Here is a 25,493-nt window from a genome sequence, read left to right as displayed (position 1 = left end):
TTACGTCTCCTGCTGCCTGTTTTTCTTGTTTCTCTTGTACAATTCAAACAATCGCGGCGCAGCGCCTTCCTTGACGACCTGCTGCGAACGGCCAAGGGCCAGCGCGTCGGCGGGCACATCCTGGGTGATGACCGACCCCGACCCCGTGATCGCGCCGGCGCCCACGGTCACCGGGGCGACCAGCATGGTGTCGGACCCGATGAAGGCGCGCGCGCCGATCTCGGTGTGGAATTTCTCGAACCCGTTGTAGTTGCAGGTGACGGTGCCCGCGCCGATGTTCGCGCCTTCGCCGATGGTGGCGTCGCCGATATAGGTCAGGTGGTTCACCTTCGCGCCGATGCCGACCTGCGCGTTCTTGATCTCGACGAAGTTGCCGACCTTCGCGCCCGCGTCCAATTCCGCGCCGGGGCGCAGGCGGGCATAGGGGCCGACGACCGCATCGCCGCCGACATGCGCGCCTTCAAGGTGGCTGAACGCCCGGATGCGCGCGCCGGTCTCGACCGTCACGCCGGGGCCGAACACCACATTGGGTTCAATCACCACGTCGCGGCCGATCACCGTGTCGGCCGAGAAGAACACCGTTTCCGGCGCGACCATCGTCACGCCGTTCTCCAGCGCCTCGCCCCGGCACATGTCCTGAAACAGCGACTCTGCGTCGGCCAGTTCCGGGCGCGAGTTGATGCCCAGCGTCTCGTCCTCGGGGCAGGTGACGACGGTGGCGGACAGCCCCCGGCTGCGGGCGATCTCGACGATGTCGGTCAGGTAGTATTCGCCGCTGGCATTGTCGTTGGACACCGCGTCCAGAAGGTCGAACAGGACCGTCGCATCGGCGCAGATGACGCCGGAATTGCACAGGGTGATGTCCAGCTCGTCCTCGGTCGCGTCCTTGAACTCGACGATGCGGGTCAGCTCGTGCCCCTTCATCACAAGGCGGCCATAGCGGCCGGGATCTTCCGCTTCGAAGCCCAGCACGACGACGGCATTGCCTTCCTCGCGCGCGATTTCCATTGCATCCAGCGTTTCGGCCCGGATGAAGGGCGTGTCACCGTACAGGACGAACACGTCGCCTTCGAAGTCCTTCAGCGCCAGCTTGGCCTGCGCGACCGCGTGGCCGGTGCCAAGCTGTTCGGTCTGGTCGGCGATGGCGATGTGAGGGTCGATCTCGTGCGCGGCCTTGGCGACGGCTTCCGCGCCGTGCCCGACAACAAGGACGGTCCGCTCGGGTTCCAGCGTCCGCCCCGAGGCAAGCGCGTGGGCGAACAGTGGAACGCCCCCCAACTCGTGCAGCACCTTCGGCAGGTCCGAGTTCATGCGGGTCCCCTGGCCAGCGGCCAGAACGATCAGGGCAGTTGCCATGTGTGTTGTTCTTTGCTCGTTGTTTTATTGGTTTCTACCGGATGTATGCCATGCCGCAAGGGGCGGGGCTATCAAATGGCGTTTCGCGGCGTTACAGACACCGGCAAGAACAAGCCGGAGCAGACGCATGAAGACCGTGGTATTCGACCTTGATGGAACGCTGGCCGACACCAGCGGCGACCTGATCGCCGCCGCCAACGCCAGCTTCGAACGGTTGGGCCACGGGGCATTGCTGGACCCTGTCGCGGATGCGGGCACCGCCTTTCGCGGCGGTCGGGCGATGCTGCGGCTGGGTCTGGAACGCGCAGGCGCCTTGGACGAGGCGACGGTGGATGCGGCCTATCCCGACCTTCTGGACTGGTACGGCGAAAATATCGACGTTTTTACAACGATGTACCCGGGTTCGGTGGATGCGGTCGATGCGCTGCGCAGCGCCGGTTACAAGGTTTCGGTCTGCACCAACAAGCCGGAAGGGCTGGCGGAAACGCTGCTGCAACGGCTGGGCGTGCGCGATCTGTTCGATGCGCTGGTCGGGGCGGACACGCTGCCGGTGCGCAAGCCCGAACCGGCCCCCTATGTTGCCGCCGTGGAACGGGCAGGGGGCGTGGTGGCCACGTCCTATCTGCTGGGCGACACGGTGACCGACCGCAAGACGGCGCGCGCGGTGGGCGTGCCCTGCGCACTTGTGACCTTCGGACCCGACGGGCACGGCGTGTCCAAGCTGGAGCCCGAGGCGCTTTTGCATGGCTATGAAGATCTGGCCGACGTCACCCAGCGCCTGATCGGTCATCCCTGACCGCCGTCGGTCCTTGGGCGGCGGCACAGGGAGGCTGTGCGGCGGCGCACAGGGCAAGGGCTATGCAAGTGCTTTGCGCCCGACGATATTGGGGGCACCCATGACAGGAGCCATGCCATGACCTTTCGTCCCGTGACCTCGACCCGGATGGCGCAGCCTACGATGGAAGGCGCCGGCGTCCACCTTCACCGCGTGTTCGGCTTCGGCGACCCGACCGAAGCGGATCCATTCCTGATGATGGACGATTTCCGCAACGACGACCCAGCGATGTACGCGCAAGGTTTCCCGTGGCACCCGCACCGGGGGATCGAAACGATCACCTACGTGCTGGAAGGCACGGTCGAGCATTCCGACAGCCTTGGCAACTCGGGCCGGCTTGGGCCGGGCACCGTGCAGTGGATGACCGCCGGGTCGGGCATCCTGCATCAAGAGATGCCGCAGGGCAACGTGAAGGGGCAGATGCATGGCTTTCAGCTGTGGGCGAACCTGCCGTCCAGCCTGAAGATGACCGCGCCGCGCTATCAGGACATCCAGAAATCCGACATCCCGGTCGAGGTGGACGACGACGGCACCGCCGTGCGCGTCATCACCGGCGGGTTCTGGGGCAAGAAAGGCCCGGTCGACGGCATCGCCGCTGATCCGCTGTACCTTGACGTCAGCGTGCCGCCCAACACCCGCAAGGTGCTGCCGGTCGATACCTATGCCAACACGTTTGCGTATGTCTTCGCCGGCGCCGGCAGCTTCCGCGACGCCAGCGCGCCTGAAGGCGTGCGGGTCGAGAAGGAATTCAACGGGCAGGAACTGAACATCCGCGATATGTCGGGCAACCGCACGCTGGTCCGCTTCGGCACCGGGGACGAGATCTGCGTGACCGCCGGACCCGAGGGCGTGCGCTTCTTGCTGGTTTCGGGCCAGCCGATCAAAGAGCCGGTCGCGTGGCACGGCCCCATCGTGATGAACACCCGCGCCGAACTGATGCAGGCGATGAAAGAGCTGAACAACGGCACCTTCATCAAGGCCGCGCACTAGCGTCCTTCGGTCATACAATCGTCTGGAATGGCGGTGGCCCCGAACCGGGCCGCCGCCTTTTTTCGTGTTCGGACTGGCGCGGTTGAGGCGCTGCGCCGCGCTAGGCTGATGCACCATCCGCGCAAAGAAAAAGGGGCGGAAACCCGCCCCTTCGGTCCTGCCGCCCGGACCGCATCAGGTCCGGGGGCGGGCAGATGTGCCGCGATCAGGCGGCCTGCTTCTGCCGGTAGTTCAGCTCGCGCTGAAGCGATTTTGCAGCAAGGTGCATACCCGATTTCTGCAGATCTTCGATACGCTGGATCAGTTCTTCGTTGGTCATGCTCATCTCTCGTTCTCCTTCTTTTGTGCGGCGCCGCGACGCAAAACGCCGAAACGCGGGACCGGCCCTGCAAGAGCCAGACGCGGACACGACGTCCTGACGGGATAGCGACGGGGGCGGATATGTGGCGCAGGATGACGCGCGGGCCCCGGGTCGGTCGCCACACCACGCAGGGGCACGGCGACACCGATGGGGACGATATGGCAAGCCAGCGCCCGAATTGCAACCCGCGCGCCCGGGCCAAGGCCAGGACAGGGGGCCGCGATGGACGGCGCGGCGCTGCCCCGCAGGCCCGCAAAACCTGACGGGTTGCGCGGAATTCCGACCGCCAGCGACAGGCTGGCTAGGCAGCGTGACGTTGCGTGATATGCTGCCGATGATTCTGATACGTTGAACACAACCTATATTGGAGGGGTCCATGACCAGCGGTTCCGTCACCGTGCTGATCGGCACGACCAAGGGTGTTTTCCTGCTGCATGGCGGCGCTGAAAGGGCAGGCTGGACGGTGTCCGGCCCCCATTGCGACGGCTGGCCGATCAACCACGTGATCGGCGACCCCGAGACCGGCACGATCTGGGCTGGCGGCGGCGGCGACTTTACCGGGGCCGGGGTGTGGATGTCGCCCGACGGCGGCGAAAGCTGGTCCAAGACCCGGTTGACCAAGGGCATGATGGACGACTGGGCCGCGAACGATCCGGGCTTTGCCGAGATGATCGGCTGGACGGACACGCCGCTGCCGTTCGGCGATGCCTTTCAGCAGGTCTGGAGCCTGCACCACGCCCACGGCACGCTGTACGCCGGAACCAAGCCCGCGAAGCTGCTGGCCAGCACCGATGGCGGTGCGCAGTTCGCCGAGGTCGAGGCGCTGGCCGGGCACCCCTCGGCCAAGGACTGGAACCCCGGCGCGGCGGGGCTGGTGCTGCACACGCTGGTCTCGCACCCCGAGGATCCGGGCAAACTGTGGGTCGGCATCTCTGCTGCCGGGGTGTTCGCCACCGAGGACGGCGGCGACAGCTTCGAGCGCCGCAACCGCCTGTCGAACGCCGAGGCCTGCGAAGGGCACCACCACCCGGCGGCGCCGTCCGACGGCGAGGTCGGGCATTGCGTCCACAACATGATGCGCGCGCCGGGACAGGGCGACCTGCTGTACCAGCAGAACCACCACGGCGTCTGGCGGTCCTCGGACGGCGGGCGCAGCTGGGACGACGTGACGGCGGGGCTGCCGTCGACCTTCGGCTTTCCGATCCGGGTGCATCCGCGCGACCCCCAGACGATCTGGACCCTGCCGCTGAACGGCGACATGGCGGGACGGTTCCCGCCCGACGCCGCCTGCGCGGTCTGGCGCTCGCGCGATGGCGGCGACAGCTGGCACCCGTGCCGGGACGGGCTGCCGCAAGAGGCATGCTTTTTCACCGTGCTGCGGCAGGCGATGGCGGGGGACGGGCGCGATCCGGCGGGGGTCTATTTCGGCACCAATTCGGGCAGCATATTCGCCAGCCTCGACGAGGGCGACACCTGGACCGAAATCGCCCGCCACCTTCCGACGATCCTGTCGGTCGAGGTGCTGGACCGCGGGTGAGCCGGCACGGTTTTCTAGAAGATCGTGCGGACCAAATTTTCTGAAGACTTTGGTGACCATGCCGCGAAGTTGTATCCATAGGGCACGAACCGCTGGAAAGGCCGCCGATGCTTCAGATCCTGACCGATCGTACCTACCGTCACTTGTTCCTCGCGCAGGTGGTCGCGCTCGTCGGCACCGGGCTTGCCACCGTTGCGCTGGGGCTTCTGGCCTACGATCTTGCAGGGGGCGGCGCTGCGGCGGTTCTGGCCGCAGTTTTCACGATCAAGATGGTCGCCTACGTCGGTATCGCTCCGCTCGCGGGCGCCTTCGCCGACCGGGTGAACCGGCGCGCGCTGCTGGTTGCGCTGGACCTTGTGCGGGTGGGCACGGCCCTATGCCTGCCGTTCGTCACCGAACTCTGGCAGGTGTACCTGCTGATCGCGCTGCTGCAATCGGCCTCTGCCGCGTTCACCCCAACCTTTCAGGCCACGATCCCCGACGTCCTTCCAGACGAGGGCCGATATACACGCGCGCTATCGTTATCGCGGCTGTCGTATGACCTAGAGAACATCGTGTCTCCGACCTTGGCGGCCCTGTTGCTTGCGGTGACGAGTTACAATGCACTCTTTGTTGGAACGGCGGCCGGGTTCGCAGCGTCGGCGCTGCTTGTCCTCTCGGTGCTGCTGCCAAGCCCGACGCCAGCGCCGCGTCGGGGCATCTACGACCGCACGACGCGCGGCATCCGGATTTATCTTGCGACTCCGCGCCTGCGGGGGCTGCTGGGGCTGAACCTTGCCGCCTCGGCGGCGGGGGCGATGGTGCTGGTGAACTCGGTTGTGCTGGTGCGTGCCGACCTCGGGTTGGGCGAAACCGCGCTGGCCTGGACGATGGGCGTGTTCGGGCTGGGCAGCATGGCGGCGGCGCTGGTGCTGCCGCGCCTGCTGGACCGGGTCGCGGACCGCGCCGTGATGCTGGCGGGCGCGGTTGCGATGGTCGCCGCTTTGCTGGCCGCCGCGGTTGCGACCGGCGCGGCGGCGCTGTCGTGGGCCATGCTGCTGGCGGTCTGGCTGGTGGTGGGGCTGGGCTATTCCGCCGTCCTGACGCCCTCTGGCCGTCTTCTGCGCCGTTCTGCTCATGCCGGCGACCGCCCGGCGCTGTTCGCCGCCCAGTTCGCGCTGTCCCACGCCTGCTGGCTGGTGACCTACCCGCTGTCGGGCTGGCTGATGACGGCGCAGGGCGCGACGGCTGCCTTCGTGGCCTTGGCGGCGCTTGCCGCGCTGGGCATCGCGCTGACGCTGCGCCTGTGGCCCGCCAACGACCCGGTCAAGGTGGAACACACGCATGAGAACCTGCCGCTGGACCATCCGCACCTTCAGGGCCACCGGACGCACAGCCATGATTACGTGATCGACGACCATCACCGCCACTGGGGCGCCCCATGAGACGGCTGCGACGGCTGGACCCTCGGGGCGCGGACGGCTACCTAGAAGGCCAACGCGAACAGGGGGCCCGTTCATGGCATTCGGCAAAGGTTGTCACCTTCATCTGATCGACGGCTCTGCCTTCATCTTCCGGGCGTTCCACGCGCTGCCGCCGCTGACGCGCAAGTCCGACGGGCTGCCCATCGGCGCGGTGAGCGGGTTCGTGAACATGATCTGGAAGATGGTCGAGGACAACAAAGGCCCCGACGCGCCGACTCATGTCGCCGTGGTGTTCGACAAGGGGTCGCACACCTTCCGGAACGACATGTACGACCTGTACAAGGCGAACCGGGATGAGATGCCCGAGGATCTGCGCCCGCAGATCCCGCTGACCCGCGACGCGACCCGTGCCTTCAACATCGCCTGTCTCGAGCAGGAAGGATACGAGGCCGACGACATCATCGCCACGCTGTCCTGTCAGGCGCGCGAGGCGGGCGGGCGCGTCACCATTATCTCGTCCGACAAGGACCTGATGCAGCTGGTCGGCGGCGGGGTCGAGATGTTCGACGCCATGAAGAACACCCGCATCGGGGTCGAAGAGGTCGAGGCGAAGTTCGGGGTGGGCCCGGAACGGGTGATCGACGTGCAGGCGCTGGCGGGCGACTCGGTCGACAACGTGCCCGGCGCACCCGGCATCGGCATCAAGACGGCGGCCCTGCTGATCAATGAATACGGCGATCTGGAAACGCTTCTGGACCGCGCGGAAGAGATCAAGCAGCCCAAGCGCCGGCAGACGCTGATCGAGAACCGCGAACAGATCGAGCTGTCCAAGAAGCTGGTGACGCTTGATTGCGAGATGCCGGTCGAGGTCACGCTGGACGAGCTGGACGTCAAAGAGCCCGACGCCGAGGTGCTGCTGCCGTGGCTGGCTGAAATGGAGTTCCGCACCGTGACCCGCCGCGTGGCCGAGGCGCTGGGGGCCGAGGCCCCGGTGATCGAGGATAAGCCCGCGGCCACGGCGCCCGACGAAGACGCGGGCCCCGCGCCCGAAGCGGTGCCGTTCAAGCCCGAGGCGTACGAGTGGGTGAAGGACGAGGCCGCGTTGCAGGTCTGGATCGACCGCATCCTTCAATGCGGCTGGGTCGCCGTCGATACCGAGACGACCGGCCTGAACGAGATGCGCGCCGATCTTGTCGGCATCTCGCTGTCGGTCGAGCCGGGGCAGGCGTGCTACATCCCGCTGGCGCACAAGGCGTCCGGTGACGGCGGCCTGTTCGACGACGGCAAGCTGGCCGAGGGGCAGATGGACCTCGACCGCGCGCTGGCGATGCTGAAGCCGGTGCTGGAGGATGCGGCCGTCCTGAAGATCGGCCAGAACATGAAATACGACGCCAAGATCTTCAGCCGCTACGGGGTCGAGATCGCGCCGATCGACGACACCATGCTGATGTCCTACGCGATGCACGGGGGCGAGCACGGGCACGGCATGGACCTGCTGTCCGAGAAATACCTTGGCCACAACCCGATCCCGATCAAGGACCTGATCGGCTCGGGCAAATCGCAGATCACCTTCGCGCAGGTTCCGATCGAAGAGGCGGTGAAATACGCCGCCGAGGACGCCGACATCACCCTGCGCCTGTGGCAGCTGTTCAAGCCGCAGCTGCACCGCGCCCGCGTCACCACCGTCTACGAGACGCTGGAACGCCCGATGGTGCCGGTGCTGAAGCGGATGGAGATGGCGGGGATCAAGGTGAACCGCGATACCCTGTCGCGCATGTCCAACGCGTTCAGCCAGAAGATGGCGCAGCTTGAGGACGAGATTCACGAATTGGCCGGAGAGAAGTTCAACGTCGGCTCGCCCAAGCAGTTGGGCGAGATCCTGTTCGACAAGATGAGCCTTCCCGGCGGCAAGAAGGGCAAGACCGGCGCATGGTCGACGCCCGCCGACGTGCTGGAAGACCTTGCGACCGAACACGACCTGCCCGCGCGGGTGCTGGACTGGCGGCAAATGTCGAAGCTGAAGTCGACCTACACCGACGCGCTTCAGGAACATATCAACCCCGACACCGGGCGGGTGCACACGTCCTATTCCATCGCGGGGGCGAACACCGGGCGTCTCGCCTCGACCGATCCGAACCTGCAGAACATCCCGGTGCGGTCCGAGGAAGGCCGCCGCATCCGCGAGGCCTTCGTCGCGTCCGAGGGCAAGACCCTGCTGTCGCTGGACTATTCCCAGATCGAGCTGCGCATCCTAGCCCACATCGCCGACATCGAGGCGTTGAAAGAGGCCTTCGCGGCAGGGCAGGACATTCACGCCGCCACCGCGTCCGAGATGTTCAACGTGCCGCTGGACGAGATGACGCCAGAGATCCGGCGACAGGCCAAGGCGATCAACTTCGGCGTCATCTATGGCATCTCGGGCTTCGGGCTGGCGCGCAACCTGCGCATCCCGCGCGCCGAGGCGCAGGGCTTCATCGACCGCTACTTCGAACGCTTCCCCGGCATCCGCGACTATATGGACGCGACGGTGAAATTCGCGAAGGAACACGGCTATGTCTCGACCCTGTTCGGCCGCCGCATCCACACGCCCGAGATCAACGCCAAGGGCCCGCACGCCGGTTTCGCCAAGCGCGCGGCGATCAATGCCCCGATCCAAGGCACCGCGGCCGACGTGATCCGCCGCGCGATGGCGCGTATGGACCCGGCGATTGAAGGGCTGCCGGCGCGGATGCTGTTGCAGGTTCACGACGAACTGATCTTCGAGGTGGACGAAGGCGCCGAGGACAAGGTCATCGACCGCGTCCGCGAGGTCATGGAAGGCGCGGCGGATCCGGCGGTGAAACTGGCGGTGCCGCTGGTCGTCGATGCCGGACAGGGCGCCAACTGGGCCGAAGCGCACTAGGCCCGCGGCTGCCGGAGCACGATCTTCTAGAAGATCGTGATGTGCACTAAACTAAGGGTAGTACCCCGGCCTTAGCTACGCCAAACTTACTCTCTTCGGCCGCCCCGCGGTCGATTGCGGCTGTCTTCGACCGTTACGGCGTCGGTTTCGGCACGGATAGAAAAAAAATCCCAATAATCAAAGGGACCATTTTCGGTGAGATAGAAAGGCACTATTCCGAAAATTATAGGCTCCAGCCCGAAGATATTCCCAGCAAGTGTTCGGATCTGAAAATTCGTGCAACCAATCGCGGAAACAAGAACAGCCTCCCCGCAAGTTCCCCCTCTCCGCGTGGGGCGCATCATGAATACCGAGTTTTCCGCCTCGGGCGGTGTGAATCTTGAACCTTCGAGGCCCAGACCTGCGTGCCAGATATTTTGTAAGACGCTAATTGTCTCTTCCCGATCTAAAATTATGCCATTTCTGGATGGGAAGCTGCAACCGTCCAAGGCAATGGAGGCTTTTTCTTCTAAATGCGATTGCCATAAATCCAAGGCTGGATATTCAATTCCTCTGGAATGTATGAAACTGAAGTTCGCGACCTCACCTGGAAGAATTGATCGATTTCTTAGGCTCTCGATTGGAAAATCTGATCTGCTTAAGTTTTGCCCTCGAAGAGTTTGTTCGCTATAGCCGACCTCATCGATCACGATGGCTCTGTCTGACGGGTTTACTATTGAAAAGCTCAGATCAAAAAACAGAGAACACTCGCTTGCACCGATTAGTTGCGCATTCGAAAAGATAATTTCGAGGTTTTCCTCTATAAAGCCGAGCTGTTTGGTGCTAAGGCGATAGCCTGGCAGCGTCAAAAATATTGTTGCGGCTAGGGTAGAAAGTGCGGCAACGGCTCCGATGTAGGTCGCGACTTTCATTCCGTCGATCTTATCTAGAATGTCCTGCAGGATACTCTTCATAGACATATTTCCTTGCGTCATCCTTTATTTTATATGACTTCGTGTATCTTATTTTATTTTATCAAGTGCATGTATTATTATTTATACACATTGGTATATATCTATTGATTCAATTTTTTATTTTAATGATCTCCACGAGAAATTAAATCTCGATTGTGTTTTGGATCGATAGTTTTCTCGTTTTTGATTCGCAATGTTGAGGAAGCTTTCTACGGAGCCAAGGGCTTGTTGGTTCCCGGTAGGCCTGCGGTGGTCGAGCGATCGTTACTTATCTATTGACGTTAAAAAGGAGCATCGCGCCCGTTTTGGTCACAGTGAGTTGGGGGCAATCCTTATCAAAATTCATATCATCTTTTGTATTTAGATGATCCGATCCGCGGGGAACTGGTCAATAGTTTAAAGGGCGAAGTCAAAATAGACCTCGACATTCTCGTTCACCAATACGTCCGGCGGCATTGTCTACAGCGCGTCGGGTGAGTTGCCCGGCACCTCGCTGATGAACGACGGTGGCGACATCGATGCGCCGGTTCCGGTGCCGCTACCGGCCAGCGCGTTCCTGCTGCTGGGTGGGCTTGGCTCGCTGGCGCTGCGCCGTCGCAAGCGCGCCTGATCAATCCTGATCTGACGGGGGGCTGGTCCGAAGCGGACCGGCCCCTTTTGCATTCTGCGCCTGCCGAAACGAAGTCAGAGCCGCGCGACCGCTATCACCGGACGTTGCAGTCCGGCGGTGGTTAGAAGCTGTAAAACCGCGTGGGGGCTTTAGATGTGACCGCCGATGGCGAGTCCGGCTGCGAAGATCATGATCGAGCACGCCATGAAGCCGACAAGGAAGTACGGCGAGGGCTCGGCAGGGTTCAGGGCAGTCCAGATTTTATGGGCGACGGTGGTAAGGCCGGTCGTCGGGGTCAGGTCACTTTTCGTATTTATCATGACAATGGATTTAAGGCATCCGGGTGCGTCCGGCAAGGTTGGCAGCTGGCGACGTAACGTCCGCTTTGGGGCGGTCTGCGGCCGAGACGGCAAGCGGGGCTGCCTGCAACTGTCGAAAATTAAGGAATAATTTTATTCCTTCCCCGGCCGCGCTGTCGCCTGTGCGGGCCGAGGCAGCGACGTCGTGTCACTCGGGTCGGGGCGCGAATTTCGCGGCGATGCCCGGCAGGTCCGCATAGTCCGAGAACACCGCCGCGTGGGTCAGTTGCTCGATCGGCTCTTTGCGGAACCCCTCGGAATACAGCGCGAAGGGCAGCTTGGCGTTGCGGGCGGTACCTGCGTCCACCGCGCTGTCGCCGACGAACAGGAACCGGCGGGCGGGCAGCTGGTCGATGACATGGCGTGCGGCGGCGGCGTCGGGCTTGCGGGGATAGGGGCCGTCACCGAAGGCCCATGCGTCGAAGTAGCGGTCCAGACCCAGATGCGCCGTCACCGCGCGGGCCGGGGTCTCGGGTTTGTTGGTGCACAGCGCAAGGCGATAGCCGTCCGCCTTCAGCCGATCCAGCGCCTCGAACACGCCGGGGTAAACCGTTGTGTTGTGGACGGCGGTTTCATAATGCCGGTGAAACTCGGCATACATGCGGTCGTGCCGTTCGCGCGTGGGCTCCAGCCCCTGCGCGGCGATGCAATGGTTGATCAGCTGCGCCAGCCCGTTGCCGACGAAGCTTTTCACCGTCTCTTCGGGCAGGGGCGGCAGCCCCTCGGCTTCGAGCATCCGGGTGGCGCACAGGTGGATGTCCTTGGTGGCGTCGATCAGCGTGCCGTCGAGGTCGAAGATCACGGCGCTCATGCCGGTGTCCTCCACTTGATCGAGCAGCCCATCGACGGCACCTGCGACTCGGGGCCCTTGCCGGTTTCTGCGATGGCGTGCATCGCGTCCAGAAGGTCGGTCGAGGTGTCGGGCCCGGCGGCGTTCTTGCCGGCATCGTCCAGCCGGCCCCGGTACTGCAGTTCCAGACCCGCGTTGTAGCCGAAGAAATCCGGGGTGCAGACGGCGCCGTAGGCCTTGGCGACCTGCTGGCTTTCATCGTGCAGGTAGGGGAAGGGGAAGGCGTGCCGCTCGGCCAGCGCCTTCATGTTGTCGAAGCTGTCGGCGGGATGCGAGGTGGCATCGTTGGCGCAGATCGCGGCCACCCCGATTCCCATCGTCTGCAGGTCCTGCGCGGTTACGATCAGGCGGTCGAGGATGCCTTTCACATAGGGGCAGTGGTTGCAGATGAACATGACCAGCGTGCCCTTCGGTCCGGCGATGTCGGACAGGGAACGGGTCGTGCCGTCGGTTGCGGGCAACGTGAAGTCGGGCGCCTTGGCGCCAAAGTCGCAGACGGGCGGGGTGGTGGCCATCGGGATCTCCTTCCGGTTCTGAAGGAGCACTATAGGGCCGGCACGCGCACGCGCCAGCCGCGCGGTGTCGCGGTGCCTAGACCTGCGGGGCCCAGATGAAGCCGTCGACCTGATAGACGCTGCCGTACGAGCCGGGGTTGGTCATCACCCGGACCTCGGACCAGTCGTTGGCGGCGGACACGTCGATGACCGACATGTCCAGCGACACCTGATTGCGGTGCCAGTTGGCGTGGTGGATCAGGATCTCGCGCTCGGACACGACCTTGGACACGACGGCGATGTGCCCCATCGGCAGCTTGCTGGTGCCCGAGAACGCCATGACCGCGCCGATGGCCGGGGTGTGGCCACGGGCGAACTTGCCTTCGGCCTGACCCCACCACGTATCGGCGTTGCCGCGAATCTCGATGCCGCTGGCGTTGCGCGCGAAGGGCACGCACCAGACCCGCTGTCCGGCGGCGCGCATATCGGTGGCGATGCTGACCGCGCGGCCCACAAGATCGCTGTTCAATCCGGGGATGTCTTCCCGCTTTACCTGCCCGCAGGCGGCGGTCATCAGAAGCAGCGCGCAAAGCGCCGGGAATCGAAGCCGTGACGGCTTGAAAACGTGGTCGGTCGTCATGTGTCCCTCGGCCGGTCGTTGTCCGCCCCCGATCCTTTTCGGATCTGCGCCAAGAAGGTTGCCAAATCCGGAGGCGAAATCAAGCTTTTATTAACCGACCTTCGCCCAGTTTCCCGCGACAGAAGGACCGTTTGCCGGAACGTTACGCGAACTGCCCGGTCGCCAGCTCTGCCGAATCCCGGATCGCGCGGATGTTCTCGCCGTAGGGCGCGGGGTCGGCCACGGACCCGCCCTTGAACACGCCCGAGCCCGCGACCAGCACGTCGGCGCCCGCGCGCGCGACAAGCGGCGCGGTGTCGGGCGTCACGCCGCCGTCGATCTCGATATGCACCGGGCGGTCGCCGATCATCGCGCGCAGGGTGCGGATCTTGTCGGTCAGGTCGATGAACTTCTGCCCGCCGAACCCGGGGTTCACCGTCATCACGCAGACAAGGTCGGTCAGGTCCAGAAGATGCGCCACCGCGTCCGCCGGGGTGCCGGGGTTCAGCGCGACGCCGGCCTTCATCCCCGCGCCGCGGATCGCTTGCAGGGTGCGGTGGATGTGCGGCCCGGCCTCGACATGGGCGGTCAGGATATCGGCGCCCGCCTCGGCGAAGGCGTCGATATAGGGATCGACCGGCGCGATCATCAGATGCACGTCCATCACCGTCTTCACGTGCGGGCGGAACGCCTTCACCGCAGGGGGGCCGAAGGTGAGGTTGGGCACGAAATGCCCGTCCATCACGTCGACATGCACCCAGTCGGCGCCCTGATCCTCGACGGCACGGATCTCGCGGCCGAAATCGGCGAAGTCGGCGGACAGGATCGACGGGGCGATCTTGATCGAGCGGTCGAACGACATGGGGGCACCTCCGGTTTGGCTGGGCGCGGATTAACGCCATCCGGGGCAGGGGTCCAGCCGTGTCGATGTTCGGCGGACGCCGAATAAGGGGGCTGTCCGCCCCCTCTGCGCCTGCGGCGCATTCACCCCGGAGGATATTTTTCGTCCGAAGAAGGAGAGTTGCGCCCGGAGGCAGGCCCCGAGGCTCGACAACCCGGCGCGCATCCGCTCATGTTCGCCGTAACGCACAAGACCAGACCGACAGGAGAGAGACATGACCGACGCCCCGCTGAGCCTTGACGAGTTGAAGGCGGCCGCCGCCAGCGGCGAGATCGACACCGTGATCATGGCGCAGATCGACATGCAGGGGCGGCTGATGGGCAAGCGGTTCCACGTGTCGAACTTTCTTGAGGCCGGGGTGCACGAGACCCATTCGTGCAACTACCTGCTGACCGTCGACATGGACATGGAGCCGGTGCCGGGCTTCAAGTCGGCCTCGTGGGCGCAGGGCTATGGCGACTATATGATGAAGCCCGACCTGTCGACGCTGCGGCGGCTGCCGTGGCTGGACGGCTGCGCGCTGGTGCTGTGCGATACGCTGGATCACCTTGGCGAGGGGCCGATCGAGGTCAGCCCGCGTGCGATCCTGAAGGCGCAGCTGGCGCGGCTGGAGTCGATGGGCCTGACCGCGATGATGGCGTCGGAGCTGGAATTCTACATGTTCCGCCAAAGCTTCGAAGAGGCGCACGCCACCGGCTATCGCCAGCTGGATCCGGTCAGCCCCTATAACGAGGATTACCACATCTTCACCACCCAGCGCGACGAGGTGGTGATGCGGGCTCTGCGCAACGGCCTGTACGGCGCGGGCATCCCGGTGGAGAATTCCAAGGGCGAGGCCTGGGCCGGGCAGGAAGAGATCAACGTGAAATACGCCCACGCGCTGACGGCGGCGGACAATCACGTTCTGACCAAGGAAGCGACGAAAGAGATCGCGCTGCAGGCCGGGCACGCGGTGACCTTCATGGCCAAATACGCGGACGCGCCCGCCGGGTCTTCGTGCCATGTCCACCAGTCGCTGTGGACGCTGGACGGCAAGCCCGCCTTCCTTGATCCGGACGGCACCTATGGCATGTCGAAGCTGATGGAGCAGTATGTCGCCGGGCTTTTGACCTATGCGCCGGACATGACCGTGTTCCTTGCGCCCAACATCAACAGCTACAAGCGGTACGTGGCGGGCACCTTCGCGCCGACGAAGACGATCTGGTCGCGCGACAACCGCACCGCCGGGTTCCGGCTGGTGGGCGAGGGCGGCAAGGGCATCCGGATCGAGAACCGGGTCGGCGGCGCCGACCTGAACCCCTATCTTGCCTTCGCCGCGATGCTGGCCGCCGGGATCGCCGGGATCGAAGAGGGGCTGGAGCTTGAGCCCGAATTCACCGGCGACGCCTATGGCGCCAAGAAAGCGCGCGAGATCCCCGGCACGCTGCGCGACGCGGCGAAGCTGCTGAAGCGGTCCAAGATGCTGCGGGCCGCGATGGGCGATGCGGTGATCGACCATTATGTCCATGCCGCCGAGTGGGAGGTGGCCGAGTACGACCGCCGCGTGACCGACTGGGAAGTGGCCCGCGGCTTCGAACGGTCGTGACCGCCAAGGGCGCTTGACCATCCCGCCGCGACACGGAACAGTCCGCGGCGGGAGGATATATACAATGGATTTCAAAGGACAGGTGGCCGTGGTGACCGGCGGCGCGCAGGGCATTGGCCGCGCGGTGGCAGAGCTTTTGCACGCCCACGGCGCCCGGATCGTGATCTGGGACATGGATATGGCGGCCGCCGCCGAGGCCTCGCGCGCGTTGGACGGGGCGCGGATTGATCAGGTCGACATCACCGACTGGGCCGCCGTCGCCGCCGCGCGGGACGCGACGCTGGCGGCAGAGGGCCGGATCGACGTGCTGGTGAACTCGGCCGGGATCGCCGGGCTGAACGACACGGTCGAGCATTACCCGCCCGAGGAATTCGCCCGGATCATCGACATCAACCTGCTGGGCACCTTCCACACCAACAAGGCCGTGGTGCCCGCGATGCGGACGCAGGGCTATGGCCGGATCGTCAACATCGCCTCGATCGCCGGGAAGGAAGGCAACCCGGGCGCTTCGGCTTATTCCGCGTCGAAGGCGGGGGTGATCGGCCTGACCAAGTCGCTGGGCAAGGAACTGGCGTCCGAGGATATCTCGGTCAACTGCGTCACGCCGGCGGCGGCGCGGACCCGGATCTTCGACCAGATGAAGCCCGAGTTCATCGAGTTCATGCTGTCCAAGATCCCGCGCGGACGCTTCCTTGAAGTGCACGAGGCGGCGGCAATGATCGTCTGGGTCGCCAGCCGCGAGAACGGGTTCACCACCGGCGCGGTGTTCGACCTGTCGGGGGGGCGCGCGACCTACTGAACGGCGCCGCGCCGCGGAATGCGCAAGGGGCAGTTCCAAAGGCGGCGCGGCTGTTCTATTCAGCCGTCATGAGCAGTGACACACGATATGTGCTGGGCGTCGACGGTGGCGCCACGGGATGCCGGGTGGCGATCGCCCGGGTGGATGGAACGCCGGTGGCGCGCGCCGAAGGGGCCGAGGCGAACGTCGCCTCGGATTTCGACAAGGCGCTGCGGCACCTGACCGACGCCATTGGCCGGGCCGCAGATCAGGCCGGGCTGGATGCCGCGACGCTGGCCGCGACACCGGCGTGGCTGGGGCTTGCCGGTGCCATCGACGCGGACACCTGCGCCCGGGTCGAGGCGGCGCTGCCCTTCGGATCGGTACGGGTCAGCGACGACCGCCCGACCGGCATGACCGGCGCGCTGGATGGCCGCGACGGCTGTCTTGTGGCGACGGGAACCGGATCTTTCCTTGGCCGACAGGCGGGGGACGAAAGATTCTTCGTGGGCGGCTGGGGCCTTCAGGTGTCGGATCAGGCCTCGGGCGCGTGGCTGGCGCGGAACATGCTGCGGGCGGTGGTCGATCACCACGACAACATGGGGCCGGATTCAGAGCTGTTGCGCGGGATCGTGGCCGAGTTCGGCAGCGTGGCAGAGGCGGTGTTCTTCTCGTTGCGCGCGACGCCGACGGAATTCGCCAGATATGCGCCGCGCATCATCGCGGCGGCGTCGGATGGCGACGCGGTGGCGCGGCGGCTGATGCAGGAGGGCGCCGACTGGGTCGCCGAGGGCCTGCGCGCGATGGGCGCGGCGGATGGCGAGGCGGTGTGCCTGATTGGCGGCATCGGGCCGTATTATGCCGATTATTTGCCGAACGCGCTGACGCGAAACCTGCTGGAACCGCGCGGCACGTCGATGGACGGCGCGGTGCTTTTGGCGCGGGAACTGGCCGCGGGCTGATCGCCCCGGCGGCAACCCGCGACCCGTGCCGGGGCGGCTCGACCGACCGGGGTGGCTCGCGTTATGGTGGCGGCAGAGCAGTCGCAAATCAGCACCAGAACAGGGCACCCCATGCATTTTCCCGCACTTCCTCCGTCCCGCCGCGCGCTTCTTCTCATGCTGGGCGCCGGGGCGCTGACCGCCTGTGGCGGCGGTCGCCTGTCGACCGGCCCGGCGGTGACCAGCACCGATTACCGCCCCGTCGACAACCCCGCCTTCGACGCGTGGCTGGCGGGTTTCCGGGGCCGCGCGGCGGCGGCGGGCATTTCCGCCGCAACGCTGGATTCCGCGCTGGGCCGCGCGGGGTTCCTGCCCGACGTGATCGAGCGAGACCGCAATCAGGCCGAGGTGGACCGGTCGCTGCAGGACTATCTTGCGCTGACGGTGGACGACGCCCGCGTGACCACGGGGCGCGAGATGCTGCGCCGCCATGCCGGGGTGCTGGCCGAGATCGAGGCAAGGTTCGGCGTCGAGAAGCAGGTCGTTGTCGCGATCTGGGGCGTCGAAAGCCGGTTCGGCGCGCGGATGGGCGACATTCCCGTCATCTCGGCGCTGGCGACGCTGGCTTTCGACGGGCGGCGCGGTCAGTTTTTCGAACAGCAGTTGGTGGCGGCGCTGCGCATTCTGCAGAACGGCGACATCACCGTAGATCGCATGACCGGAAGCTGGGCCGGGGCGATGGGGCACACGCAGTTCATTCCGACATCCTATGAGGCCTATGCCGTCGACTTTCGCGGCGACGGCCGCCGCGACATCTGGAGCGAGGACCCGACCGACGGGCTTGCCTCGACCGGGTCCTACCTTGCGAACGCAGGCTGGCAGCGTGGTCGGCCTTGGGGGCTGGAGGTGTCGCTGCCGTCGGGGTTCAACGCCGGGCAGGCCGGGCGCGGGCGCAATCGGTCGGTGTCGGAATGGACGGCGCAGGGCGTGCGCCTTGCGGGCGGCGGTACGATCCCGGATCACGGGCCCGCCTCGGTGATCCTGCCGTCGGGCACCACCGGCCCGGCCTTCGTGATCTTCCGCAACTTTGGCGCCATCGCGCGGTACAACAACTCTGAGAAATACGTGATCGCCGTCGGGCACCTGTCAGACCGGATCGCGGGCGGTGGCCCGCTGCGGGGCAGCTTCCCGCCCGACGCGCAGGGGCTGACGCTGGCCGACCGGCAAGAGCTTCAGCGGCGGCTGACGGCGGCGGGCTTTGACGCCGGAACGCCGGACGGCGTGGTCGGCAGCGGCACCCGCGACGCGATCCGCGCCTACGAGGCGGCGATGGGTTTGCCGGTGACGGGCGAGGCGACGCTGGCCATCCTGCAACGGCTAAGGGGCTGATCGCGCAAGGATTTTCTGAACAATCCTTGGTGGCAAAATCTTCTGAAGGATCTTGCCCACCAGGCCCACGAGTCGCCCGGTTGAAAGAGAGGACATCATGACCCGGATCGCATTCATCGGCATGGGGGAGGCCGGCGGCGCGCTTGTCGCCGGGTGGGCCGGGGCGCATCCGGGCATCCGCGCCTATGACGTGAAGCTTGACGATCCGGTCACTGCGGACGCCATGCGCGCGCGGTGCTCGGATCTGGGCGTCACCGCGTGCGACAGCCCGGCGGATGCGGTGGGCGAGGCGGATCTTGTGTTCTGCACCGTCACCGCTGACCGCGCGGTCGAGGCCGCGCGCGCCGCCGCGCCGCATCTTCCGCAGGGGGCGTATTGGCTGGACCTGAATTCCTGCGCGCCGTCTTCGAAGGAAACCTCGGCCAAGGTGATCGAGGCGGCAGGCGGGCGCTATGTGGATGTCGCGGTGATGTCGCCGGTGCATCCGAAGCTGAACATGGTGCCGCTGCTGATCTCGGGCCCCCACGCCGCCGATGTCGCCCCGCGGCTTGAGGTCCTGCCGATGGCGTTGCGGGTGGTCGAGGGGGCGGTGGGCCGTGCCTCGTCCATCAAGATGATCCGGTCCGTGATGATCAAAGGGATAGAGGCGCTGTCCGCCGAATGCGCGCTTGCCGCCGTGGCGGCGGGGGTGGCGGACGAGGTCGTGCCCTCGTTGTCGAACAACTATCCCGGCGTCGACTGGGCGGCGCAGATGGCCTACAACATGGAACGCGCGATGGTCCACGGCGACCGCCGCGCCGCCGAGATGGAAGAGGTCGCGAAGACGCTTGCGGACCTTGGCCTGCCCTCGGCGATGGCAGAGGCGACGGTGGGCTGGCAACGGCGTCTGGCCGCCGCCGACGTGCCCCCGCCAGCGGACCCGAGGCAGGTTGGCGCCGCTGTGGTAGCGGACAGCCTGTTGTCGGAAATTCGTAAGAAATGATGCGGTTTTCCCGCCGCTTTACCGTTAGAATATTCGAAAAGTGTAAGGGTAATCATGTTTACCACCCGTCCTGATCTGACCGGCACCTTCGGCATGGTGGCGACGACGCACTGGATCGCCTCGGCCGTCGGGATGCGGCTGCTGGAGCAGGGCGGCACCGCCGCCGATGCCGCTGCCGCTGCTGGCTTCACGTTGAACGTGGTCGAGCCGCACCTGAACGGCCCGTTGGGGGACATGCCGCTTCTGCTGCGCCCCGCCGGGGCAGACGTGCCGACCGTGATCTGCGGGCAGGGTCCGGCCCCCGCCGCCGCCACGATAGACCGTTACCGGCATGAAGGCCTGAACCGCATTCCCGGCTCGGGCCTGCTGGCCGCCTGCGTGCCCGGCGCGTTCGACGCGTGGATGCTGCTGTTGCGCGACCACGGGCGTCTGCCGCTGCGCGCGGTGCTGGAACCCGCGATCCACTATGCCGAACACGGACACCCGGCGCTTGCCCGCATGTGCGACGCCATCGCCGGTCTGGCAGAGTTCTTCCGCGCCGAATGGCCAACCTCTGCCAAGACGTGGCTTCCCGGCAGCGCAGTCCCGCGTCCGGGGCAGATGTTCCGCAACCCGGCGCTGGCGGCGTTCTGGACGCGTCTGCTGGACGAGGCCGAAACCGCCACCGGCCGGGACGCCCAGATCGAAACCGCCCGCCGCGTGTTCGCCGAAGGCTTCGTGGCCGAGGCGATCGACAGCTATCTGCGCGACGCCCGCGTGATGGATGCCGAGGGCGACCGGCGACCCGGCGTGCTGACCGCTGACGACATGGCGGGCTGGCGCGCCAGCTACGAGCCGACGGTCAGCACCACGCACCACGGCTGGGAGATCCACAAGCCCGGCTTCTGGTCGCAGGGGCCGGTTCAGCTTCAGGCGCTTAACATGCTGGAAAGGGACGATCTTTCCGGCCTCGATCCGCAGGGGCCCGCCTTTGTCCACCTGACCACCGAAGCCCTGAAACGCGCCTTCGCCGACCGCGAAGCCTATTACGGCGACGGCGACATCCCGGCGGACACGCTGCTGTCCAAGGCTTATGCCGCCACGCGCCGCGCCGACATCACGGACGCGGCCAGCCTAGATCACCGCCCCGGCGCGATCCCGGGTTACGACCGGCTTGCCGATGCCTTCCTGCGCCGCGCCGCCACGCCCTATGCGGCGGGGCCGGGCACCGGCGCGGGCGAGCCGACGATGGCGCACCTGTCGGAACGCCGGGGCGATACCGTGCACCTTGATGTCATCGACCGCTGGGGCAACGTCGTGTCGGCCACGCCGTCGGGCGGATGGCTGCAGTCGAACCCGGTGATCCCGGGGCTGGGCGTGCCGCTGGGCACGCGGGCGCAGATGTTCTGGCTGGAGCCGGGGCTGCCGACCTCGCTGGCGCCGGGCCGCCGCCCGCGCACCACGTTGTCGCCGTCGCTGGCGCGCGACGCGGATGGCCGCTGGCTGTCCTATGGCACCCCCGGCGGCGACCAGCAGGACCAGTGGCAATTGATGTTCTTCCTGCGCCACGTCCACCACGGCATGTCCGTGCAACAGGCCATCGACGCGCCGCTGTTTTACACCGACCACCTGCAGGCCAGCTTCTATCCGCGCAACGCGCGCCCCGGACACCTGAAGCTAGAGGACCGCTTTGCGCCGGACACCATCGCGGCGCTGCGCGATAGGGGGCACCGGGTCGAGGTGTCGGGACCGTGGGACGTTGGCCGCCTGACCGCCGCCGCGCGCGATGCGGACGGGCTGTTGCACGGGGCCGCCACGGCGCGGCTGATGCAGGCTTACGCGGTCGGTCGGTAGGGCGCCCGTCAGGTGTGGGGCAGGCTGTCGGACAGCGGCAGCCACGGCAGCCGCTCGTCCCAGTGATCGTGGCTGGTCGGTTCCGCAAGCTCGGGCCGGTCGAGGCTTGCGACATAGCCGTGGATCTCTCCGGGGCTTTGATCCGACCGATAGGCCATCTGGCTGCCGCACCGGGGGCAGAAAAACCGTTCGACCCCGGCAGGGCTGGCAAAGACCGAGGGCCGCCCGCCGGACCAGCGCCACGCGGTGTCGCGCACGCCGAAGAAGGTCGTCATCGGTGCGGAACAGGCGCGGCGGCAGCTTTCGCAGTGGCAATGGGACTGCCACAGGACCGCGTCGGGGTCGAACTTGTAGGTGATGTGCCCGCACAGGCAGCGGCCTTTCCCTTCCAGCATCGCGGGCGTTCCCTTCTGCGTTTCCAAGTTGCGTTGCCGCCAGAATGTCCGCGTTGCGAAACGGGGGCAATGGCCTTAGCGTCTGCAGCGGACACGGGCGGACGGAACGCGATGGCTGAAACGGCTGGACGGATAACGCTTTGGCATATCGAGGTCTTCGTCGCCACGGCGGAAGAAGCCTCGATCTCTGCCGCGGCGCAGCGGTTGGGGGCCAGCCCGTCGTCGGTCAGCCAGCAGTTGACCAACCTCGAAGCGGCGCTGGGCACCGCGCTTCTCAACCGCAACGAGAGACCGATGAGCCTGACACCTGCGGGGAGCCTGTTCCTGCGGCGGGCGCAGGCGATCCTGAACGAGGCGGCGCGCGCCAAGGCCGAGCTGGCCCGCCGCGATCCCCGGATGCTGACCCGGCTGCGGATCGGGGTGATCGAGGATTTCGACGCCGAGGTCACGCCCCGCCTGCTGCGCGACCTGTCGCAAGAGATGACGGGGTGCCAGTTCCTGCTGGAGACCGGCGCGTCCCACCGGTTGATCGACAAGCTGGAAACCCGCGCGCTGGACATGATCATCGCCGCCGAGATGGGGGCGGAAGCCGCGTGGATGGAAGTGCACCCGGTGCTGACCGAGCCTTTCGTCGCCGCCGTGCCGAAAGGCGCCGTGGCCGAGGGCGCGGACCTGATGGCGGTGCTGCGAGAAATGCCGCTGATCCTGTACACGGAGCGGCACCACATGGGCCGGGTGATCCGGTCGCACCTTGCGCAGCAGAACTTCCGCCTGTCGCACCGGTTCGAACTGGACAGCTACCACGCCATCATGGCGATGGTCGCGGCCGGAGAGGGATGGACGATCCTGACGCCGCTGGGGTTCCTGCACGCGGCCCGGTTCCGCGATCAGGCCGAGGTGATGCCGCTGCCGTTCGCGCCCTTGTCCCGCCGGATCTCGCTGACCGCGCGGCGCGGCGTGATGGAGGACATCCCGGCCCGCACCGCCGACACGCTGCGCGGCTACCTGCAAGACCTGATCGTTACGCCGGCGATCGAGCGGATGCCGTGGCTGGACGGCGCGCTGCGGGTCGAAGGCGATTAGGCCGGTGCATTCGCGGTTGTCTGGGCGGCACGCCGTCTGCTGGCCCCGCGTAGGATGGGGTTTCACCCCATCATGGTCGCGCGACCCGACGGGGCAGGAGGGGGCGCTGCCCCCGCTGTGCTGCGCACAGCCCCCCGAGGTACTTGGAAAGAGAAGAAGCCGGGGTGGAGGCCCCGGCTTTCATTGGTTTCGACCGTGACCCGAGCGGGGTCAGGTTCCGTAGGCCAGTTCCGGGCTTTTCACGTCCTCGGCCGCGCCGGTCAGCGCCGCGATCACGAAGTCGCAGTCAGAGCGGGTCAGGCGTGCGGGAAGGCGGGCGTCGCAGGCGCGCATCAGCATCGCGCGGGTCTGCGGCAGGTCCGGCACGTCGCCCAGAAACTGCCAGTTCCAGAACGCGCGGGCGTTGTCGGTGGACATGCCGAAGATCTGCACCTTCACGCCCCGCGCGGCGGCGGCGTCCTGAAAGGCGCGGGCCTCGGCGTCGGTCATGTCGACAAGGTTGAACTGGATCGAATCCGGCGCGCGTTCTTCCGGGCCCAGCTTGTCCGGCACGGTCAGCCACGCGCTTTTGTCCAGCGCGGCGGCGACATAATCGTGGTTGCGGCGGCCATCGCGGACGCGGCGCGGGATCTCGGCGATCTGCGGGCGCACGATGGCGGCCGACAGGTTGCCAAGCCGGGTGTTGTACAGCGGCAGCTTGTTCTGCCAGCGGGCAAAGGCCTGCTCCAGCTCGGGCGAGTTCTCGCCGCGCGGGCCTTTGTGCTTTTTCCAGTTATGTTCGTAGGCGCCGGACATGATCACGGCGCGGGCGATCAGTTCGGGGTCGTCGGTGATCAGGATGCCGCCTTCGCCCGAGTTCAGCAGCTTGTAGCTTTGGAAAGAGAAGCAGCCGATCTTGCCGAGGGTGCCGATGGTCTTGCCGTGCCACGTCGTGCCCAGCGAGTGGGCCGCGTCCTCGATCACCGGCAGGCCGCGCTGTTCGGCGAGCGCCATGATCGCGTCCATGTCGCTGGTGTGACCGCGCATGTGGCTGATCATCACGGCGTCGACGCTGTCGAGCTTCGACTCGAAGTCGGAAATGTCGATGCGGTAGTTGTCCTTCACCTCGCACAGCACCGGCACGCAGTCGGCGTGCACGATGGACGAGGGGACGGCCCCGAAGGTGAACGCCGGGATCAGCACCTTGGCGCCGCGCGGCAGGTCCAGCGCCTTCAGCGACAGGAACAGCGCCGCCGAGCAGGACGCGACGGCCAGCGCGTACTTGGCGCCGACGGCATCGGCGAATTCGCGTTCCAGCAGCGACACCGGGCTGTCGCCGGGATCGGTATAGCGAAACAGGTCACCGCTTTGCAGCAGCCGCTCGATCTCGGCGCGGGCGGAATCGGGAATTGGCTCGGCGTCGTAGACGTTGGGGGCGGGCGTCATGTTTTCACCTTTTCCGAAAACTACCTTCGGGAAGCCTATAAAGCGGGGCCCGAAAAGGGAAGCTCTTTTCCCTTCACGGCTGCGCGAAAACACGCCGTTACGGCGCGGAAGCCACAGGCGGATTCCGGGATTTCTTCATAAAACTGTAATATTTGGCCGGTCAGGCCGGGGGCGGGGCCATGATCATGCAGGTGGTCGAGCCGGTCGCGTACAGGCGTCCGTCCTGTTCGCCACGAAGCTCGCCGGTGGCGATGCCGGTGGACCGGCCAACGTGCTGAACCCGCCCCTCGGCCAGGACCGCGACACCAAGCGGCAGGGGGCGGATGATGTTCACCTTGAACTCCATCGTCGTCTGCACCCGGCCTTGCGGCACCTTGGTCATCACCGCGCAGGCCATGCAACTGTCCAGCAGGGTGCCGTACCAGCCGCCGTGCACCGTTCCCATCAGGTTCAGGCCGCCGAACTCGGGCGTGCCGCTGAACACGACGCGGCCGTCCTCGACAAGGTCGATGGTGAAATTGAGCGTACCCGCGATGGGGGCGCCCGCGATCTCGCCCCGGGCGACGGCCTGCATGTAGGCAAGCCCCGACATCGAGGTGACGAGCGACAGGTCAGGCAGTTGGTCGGGGGACATGGCGGGAAAGGCGGACATGAAAAGGCTCCGGTCGATGACGACCGAAGCCTAGGTCTTATCCGGAAACCCCGGCAACGCCGGGATCGCGTTCTTACGCTACGTCGCGCAGCGACGCCGGCTGCACCACGCCAAGGGCATGGGCCACTTCGCGGGTGAGGTGCGGCTTGTTCAGCGTGTAGAAGTGCAGGTCTTCGACGCCGCCCTCGATCAGGTCGGTGCACAGTTCGCTGCACAGCGACACGGCCAGCAGGTCGTGGCGGTCGTCGCGCTGGGCCTTT

24 protein-coding genes are annotated in these 25,493 nt (G+C 66.1%); 13 read left to right on the top strand and 11 right to left on the bottom strand.

Annotation, left to right across the window (positions count from 1 at the left end):
* Positions 1-1,356: a bifunctional UDP-N-acetylglucosamine diphosphorylase/glucosamine-1-phosphate N-acetyltransferase GlmU gene (gene glmU / locus P1K30_RS19045; protein WP_275634366.1), complete on the bottom strand. Its 1,356-nt coding sequence runs from the start codon at positions 1,354-1,356 to the stop codon at positions 1-3.
* Positions 1,357-1,483: 127 nt separating this feature from the next.
* On the opposite strand from glmU, the gene P1K30_RS19040 reads away from it, so the two are divergent.
* The 5 genes from P1K30_RS19040 (at position 1,484) to polA (ending at position 9,384) form a co-directional block, all read left to right on the top strand.
* Positions 1,484-2,152: an HAD-IA family hydrolase gene (locus P1K30_RS19040; RefSeq protein ID WP_275634365.1), complete on the top strand. Its 669-nt coding sequence runs from the start codon at positions 1,484-1,486 to the stop codon at positions 2,150-2,152.
* 117 nt (positions 2,153-2,269) lie between these two features.
* Positions 2,270-3,181 carry a pirin family protein gene (locus tag P1K30_RS19035; RefSeq protein WP_275634364.1) on the top strand — a complete coding sequence of 304 codons (912 nt, stop codon included), beginning with the start codon at positions 2,270-2,272 and terminating at the stop codon, positions 3,179-3,181.
* A gap of 737 nt (positions 3,182-3,918) precedes the next feature.
* A complete protein-coding gene (locus P1K30_RS19030; protein ID WP_275634363.1) occupies positions 3,919-5,079 on the top strand; it encodes a WD40/YVTN/BNR-like repeat-containing protein in 1,161 nt (386 codons plus the stop codon).
* A 107-nt stretch (positions 5,080-5,186) separates the two neighbouring features.
* Positions 5,187-6,503: an MFS transporter gene (locus P1K30_RS19025; protein WP_275634362.1), complete on the top strand. Its 1,317-nt coding sequence runs from the start codon at positions 5,187-5,189 to the stop codon at positions 6,501-6,503.
* A gap of 73 nt (positions 6,504-6,576) precedes the next feature.
* Positions 6,577-9,384 (top strand): DNA polymerase I, encoded by a 2,808-nt coding sequence (gene polA, locus P1K30_RS19020; RefSeq protein ID WP_275634361.1) that lies wholly within the window; start codon positions 6,577-6,579, stop codon positions 9,382-9,384.
* Positions 9,385-9,470: 86 nt separating this feature from the next.
* On the opposite strand, the gene P1K30_RS19015 is transcribed toward polA, so the two are convergent.
* Positions 9,471-10,337 (bottom strand): hypothetical protein, encoded by an 867-nt coding sequence (locus P1K30_RS19015; protein WP_275634360.1) that lies wholly within the window; start codon positions 10,335-10,337, stop codon positions 9,471-9,473.
* A 496-nt stretch (positions 10,338-10,833) separates the two neighbouring features.
* Here P1K30_RS19015 and P1K30_RS19010 point away from each other — a divergent pair, with 496 nt between their 5' ends.
* The gene (locus tag P1K30_RS19010; protein ID WP_275634359.1) at positions 10,834-10,947 is read left to right on the top strand and encodes a VPLPA-CTERM sorting domain-containing protein; all 114 of its coding nucleotides are present in this window, start codon (positions 10,834-10,836) and stop codon (positions 10,945-10,947) included.
* A gap of 149 nt (positions 10,948-11,096) precedes the next feature.
* Here P1K30_RS19010 and P1K30_RS19005 read toward each other — a convergent pair whose 3' ends face one another.
* The 5 genes from P1K30_RS19005 to rpe all read right to left on the bottom strand — a co-directional run bounded on the left by P1K30_RS19005 (position 11,097) and on the right by rpe (position 14,131).
* Positions 11,097-11,267, bottom strand: a complete 171-nt coding sequence (locus tag P1K30_RS19005) for a hypothetical protein (RefSeq protein WP_275634358.1) — start codon at positions 11,265-11,267, stop codon at positions 11,097-11,099.
* Positions 11,268-11,454: 187 nt separating this feature from the next.
* A complete protein-coding gene (locus P1K30_RS19000; RefSeq protein WP_275634357.1) occupies positions 11,455-12,117 on the bottom strand; it encodes an HAD-IA family hydrolase in 663 nt (220 codons plus the stop codon).
* Positions 12,114-12,671 (bottom strand): thioredoxin family protein, encoded by a 558-nt coding sequence (locus P1K30_RS18995; protein WP_275634356.1) that lies wholly within the window; start codon positions 12,669-12,671, stop codon positions 12,114-12,116. The genes P1K30_RS19000 and P1K30_RS18995 overlap by 4 nt, the downstream gene beginning before the upstream one ends.
* Before the next feature lie 76 nt (positions 12,672-12,747).
* Positions 12,748-13,290 carry a CHAP domain-containing protein gene (locus P1K30_RS18990; RefSeq protein ID WP_275634355.1) on the bottom strand — a complete coding sequence of 181 codons (543 nt, stop codon included), beginning with the start codon at positions 13,288-13,290 and terminating at the stop codon, positions 12,748-12,750.
* Between the two features lie 142 nt (positions 13,291-13,432).
* Positions 13,433-14,131, bottom strand: a complete 699-nt coding sequence (gene rpe, locus P1K30_RS18985; RefSeq protein WP_275634354.1) for a ribulose-phosphate 3-epimerase — start codon at positions 14,129-14,131, stop codon at positions 13,433-13,435.
* A 253-nt stretch (positions 14,132-14,384) separates the two neighbouring features.
* Between rpe and P1K30_RS18980 the strand changes: the two genes are divergently transcribed.
* The 6 genes from P1K30_RS18980 to P1K30_RS18955 all read left to right on the top strand — a co-directional run bounded on the left by P1K30_RS18980 (position 14,385) and on the right by P1K30_RS18955 (position 21,678).
* Entirely contained in the window at positions 14,385-15,755 is a 1,371-nt protein-coding gene (locus tag P1K30_RS18980) for a glutamine synthetase family protein (protein ID WP_275634353.1), read from the top strand.
* Between the two features lie 64 nt (positions 15,756-15,819).
* A complete protein-coding gene (locus P1K30_RS18975) occupies positions 15,820-16,554 on the top strand; it encodes an SDR family NAD(P)-dependent oxidoreductase (protein ID WP_275634352.1) in 735 nt (244 codons plus the stop codon).
* A 68-nt stretch (positions 16,555-16,622) separates the two neighbouring features.
* On the top strand, positions 16,623-17,495 hold the full coding sequence (locus tag P1K30_RS18970; protein ID WP_275634351.1) for a glucosamine kinase nucleotide-binding domain-containing protein: 873 nt from the start codon (positions 16,623-16,625) through the stop codon (positions 17,493-17,495).
* A gap of 111 nt (positions 17,496-17,606) precedes the next feature.
* Entirely contained in the window at positions 17,607-18,863 is a 1,257-nt protein-coding gene (locus P1K30_RS18965) for a lytic murein transglycosylase (RefSeq protein WP_275634350.1), read from the top strand.
* Between the two features lie 97 nt (positions 18,864-18,960).
* Positions 18,961-19,845 (top strand): NAD(P)-dependent oxidoreductase, encoded by an 885-nt coding sequence (locus P1K30_RS18960; RefSeq protein ID WP_275634349.1) that lies wholly within the window; start codon positions 18,961-18,963, stop codon positions 19,843-19,845.
* A 54-nt stretch (positions 19,846-19,899) separates the two neighbouring features.
* Positions 19,900-21,678, top strand: a complete 1,779-nt coding sequence (locus P1K30_RS18955; RefSeq protein WP_275634348.1) for a gamma-glutamyltransferase family protein — start codon at positions 19,900-19,902, stop codon at positions 21,676-21,678.
* A gap of 8 nt (positions 21,679-21,686) precedes the next feature.
* On the opposite strand, the gene P1K30_RS18950 is transcribed toward P1K30_RS18955, so the two are convergent.
* On the bottom strand, positions 21,687-22,073 hold the full coding sequence (locus P1K30_RS18950; protein ID WP_275634347.1) for a GFA family protein: 387 nt from the start codon (positions 22,071-22,073) through the stop codon (positions 21,687-21,689).
* Positions 22,074-22,184: 111 nt separating this feature from the next.
* Between P1K30_RS18950 and P1K30_RS18945 the strand changes: the two genes are divergently transcribed.
* On the top strand, positions 22,185-23,156 hold the full coding sequence (locus P1K30_RS18945; RefSeq protein WP_275634346.1) for a LysR family transcriptional regulator: 972 nt from the start codon (positions 22,185-22,187) through the stop codon (positions 23,154-23,156).
* Positions 23,157-23,366: 210 nt separating this feature from the next.
* Here P1K30_RS18945 and P1K30_RS18940 read toward each other — a convergent pair whose 3' ends face one another.
* From P1K30_RS18940 to P1K30_RS18930, 3 genes are all read right to left on the bottom strand, one after another.
* On the bottom strand, positions 23,367-24,581 hold the full coding sequence (locus P1K30_RS18940; RefSeq protein ID WP_275634345.1) for a DegT/DnrJ/EryC1/StrS family aminotransferase: 1,215 nt from the start codon (positions 24,579-24,581) through the stop codon (positions 23,367-23,369).
* A 160-nt stretch (positions 24,582-24,741) separates the two neighbouring features.
* A complete protein-coding gene (locus P1K30_RS18935; protein WP_275634344.1) occupies positions 24,742-25,233 on the bottom strand; it encodes a PaaI family thioesterase in 492 nt (163 codons plus the stop codon).
* Positions 25,234-25,306: 73 nt separating this feature from the next.
* On the bottom strand, positions 25,307-25,493 hold a 187-nt coding region (locus tag P1K30_RS18930), incomplete at its 5' end, for a methylenetetrahydrofolate reductase (protein ID WP_275634343.1).

It is taken from the genome of Psychromarinibacter halotolerans (genome assembly GCF_029168315.1).
In the GTDB taxonomy this organism is placed as follows: Bacteria; Pseudomonadota; Alphaproteobacteria; order Rhodobacterales; family Rhodobacteraceae; genus Psychromarinibacter; species Psychromarinibacter halotolerans.
Note: the sequence above shows the minus strand (reverse complement) of the source record. Positions and strands in the feature narration are given on the sequence as shown.

Excerpts from the sequence above, each read along its gene's own strand:
- P1K30_RS19040 (WP_275634365.1), top strand. The coding sequence starts at position 1,484 with ATGAAGACCGTGGTATTCGACCTTGATGGAACGCTGGCCGACACCAGC.
- P1K30_RS19000 (WP_275634357.1), bottom strand. The coding sequence starts at position 12,117 with ATGAGCGCCGTGATCTTCGACCTCGACGGCACGCTGATCGACGCCACC.
- P1K30_RS18960 (WP_275634349.1), top strand. The coding sequence starts at position 18,961 with ATGACCCGGATCGCATTCATCGGCATGGGGGAGGCCGGCGGCGCGCTT.
- P1K30_RS19015 (WP_275634360.1), bottom strand. The coding sequence starts at position 10,337 with ATGAAGAGTATCCTGCAGGACATTCTAGATAAGATCGACGGAATGAAA.
- P1K30_RS18995 (WP_275634356.1), bottom strand. The coding sequence starts at position 12,671 with ATGGCCACCACCCCGCCCGTCTGCGACTTTGGCGCCAAGGCGCCCGAC.
- glmU (WP_275634366.1), bottom strand. The coding sequence starts at position 1,356 with ATGGCAACTGCCCTGATCGTTCTGGCCGCTGGCCAGGGGACCCGCATG.
- P1K30_RS19030 (WP_275634363.1), top strand. The coding sequence starts at position 3,919 with ATGACCAGCGGTTCCGTCACCGTGCTGATCGGCACGACCAAGGGTGTT.
- P1K30_RS19035 (WP_275634364.1), top strand. The coding sequence starts at position 2,270 with ATGACCTTTCGTCCCGTGACCTCGACCCGGATGGCGCAGCCTACGATG.
- P1K30_RS18955 (WP_275634348.1), top strand. The coding sequence starts at position 19,900 with ATGTTTACCACCCGTCCTGATCTGACCGGCACCTTCGGCATGGTGGCG.
- P1K30_RS18970 (WP_275634351.1), top strand. The coding sequence starts at position 16,623 with ATGAGCAGTGACACACGATATGTGCTGGGCGTCGACGGTGGCGCCACG.
- rpe (WP_275634354.1), bottom strand. The coding sequence starts at position 14,131 with ATGTCGTTCGACCGCTCGATCAAGATCGCCCCGTCGATCCTGTCCGCC.
- P1K30_RS18975 (WP_275634352.1), top strand. The coding sequence starts at position 15,820 with ATGGATTTCAAAGGACAGGTGGCCGTGGTGACCGGCGGCGCGCAGGGC.
- P1K30_RS19005 (WP_275634358.1), bottom strand. The coding sequence starts at position 11,267 with ATGATAAATACGAAAAGTGACCTGACCCCGACGACCGGCCTTACCACC.
- P1K30_RS18950 (WP_275634347.1), bottom strand. The coding sequence starts at position 22,073 with ATGCTGGAAGGGAAAGGCCGCTGCCTGTGCGGGCACATCACCTACAAG.
- P1K30_RS19025 (WP_275634362.1), top strand. The coding sequence starts at position 5,187 with ATGCTTCAGATCCTGACCGATCGTACCTACCGTCACTTGTTCCTCGCG.
- P1K30_RS18940 (WP_275634345.1), bottom strand. The coding sequence starts at position 24,581 with ATGACGCCCGCCCCCAACGTCTACGACGCCGAGCCAATTCCCGATTCC.
- P1K30_RS18935 (WP_275634344.1), bottom strand. The coding sequence starts at position 25,233 with ATGTCCGCCTTTCCCGCCATGTCCCCCGACCAACTGCCTGACCTGTCG.
- P1K30_RS18980 (WP_275634353.1), top strand. The coding sequence starts at position 14,385 with ATGACCGACGCCCCGCTGAGCCTTGACGAGTTGAAGGCGGCCGCCGCC.
- polA (WP_275634361.1), top strand. The coding sequence starts at position 6,577 with ATGGCATTCGGCAAAGGTTGTCACCTTCATCTGATCGACGGCTCTGCC.
- P1K30_RS18945 (WP_275634346.1), top strand. The coding sequence starts at position 22,185 with ATGGCTGAAACGGCTGGACGGATAACGCTTTGGCATATCGAGGTCTTC.
- P1K30_RS18965 (WP_275634350.1), top strand. The coding sequence starts at position 17,607 with ATGCATTTTCCCGCACTTCCTCCGTCCCGCCGCGCGCTTCTTCTCATG.
- P1K30_RS19010 (WP_275634359.1), top strand. The coding sequence starts at position 10,834 with ATGAACGACGGTGGCGACATCGATGCGCCGGTTCCGGTGCCGCTACCG.
- P1K30_RS18990 (WP_275634355.1), bottom strand. The coding sequence starts at position 13,290 with ATGACGACCGACCACGTTTTCAAGCCGTCACGGCTTCGATTCCCGGCG.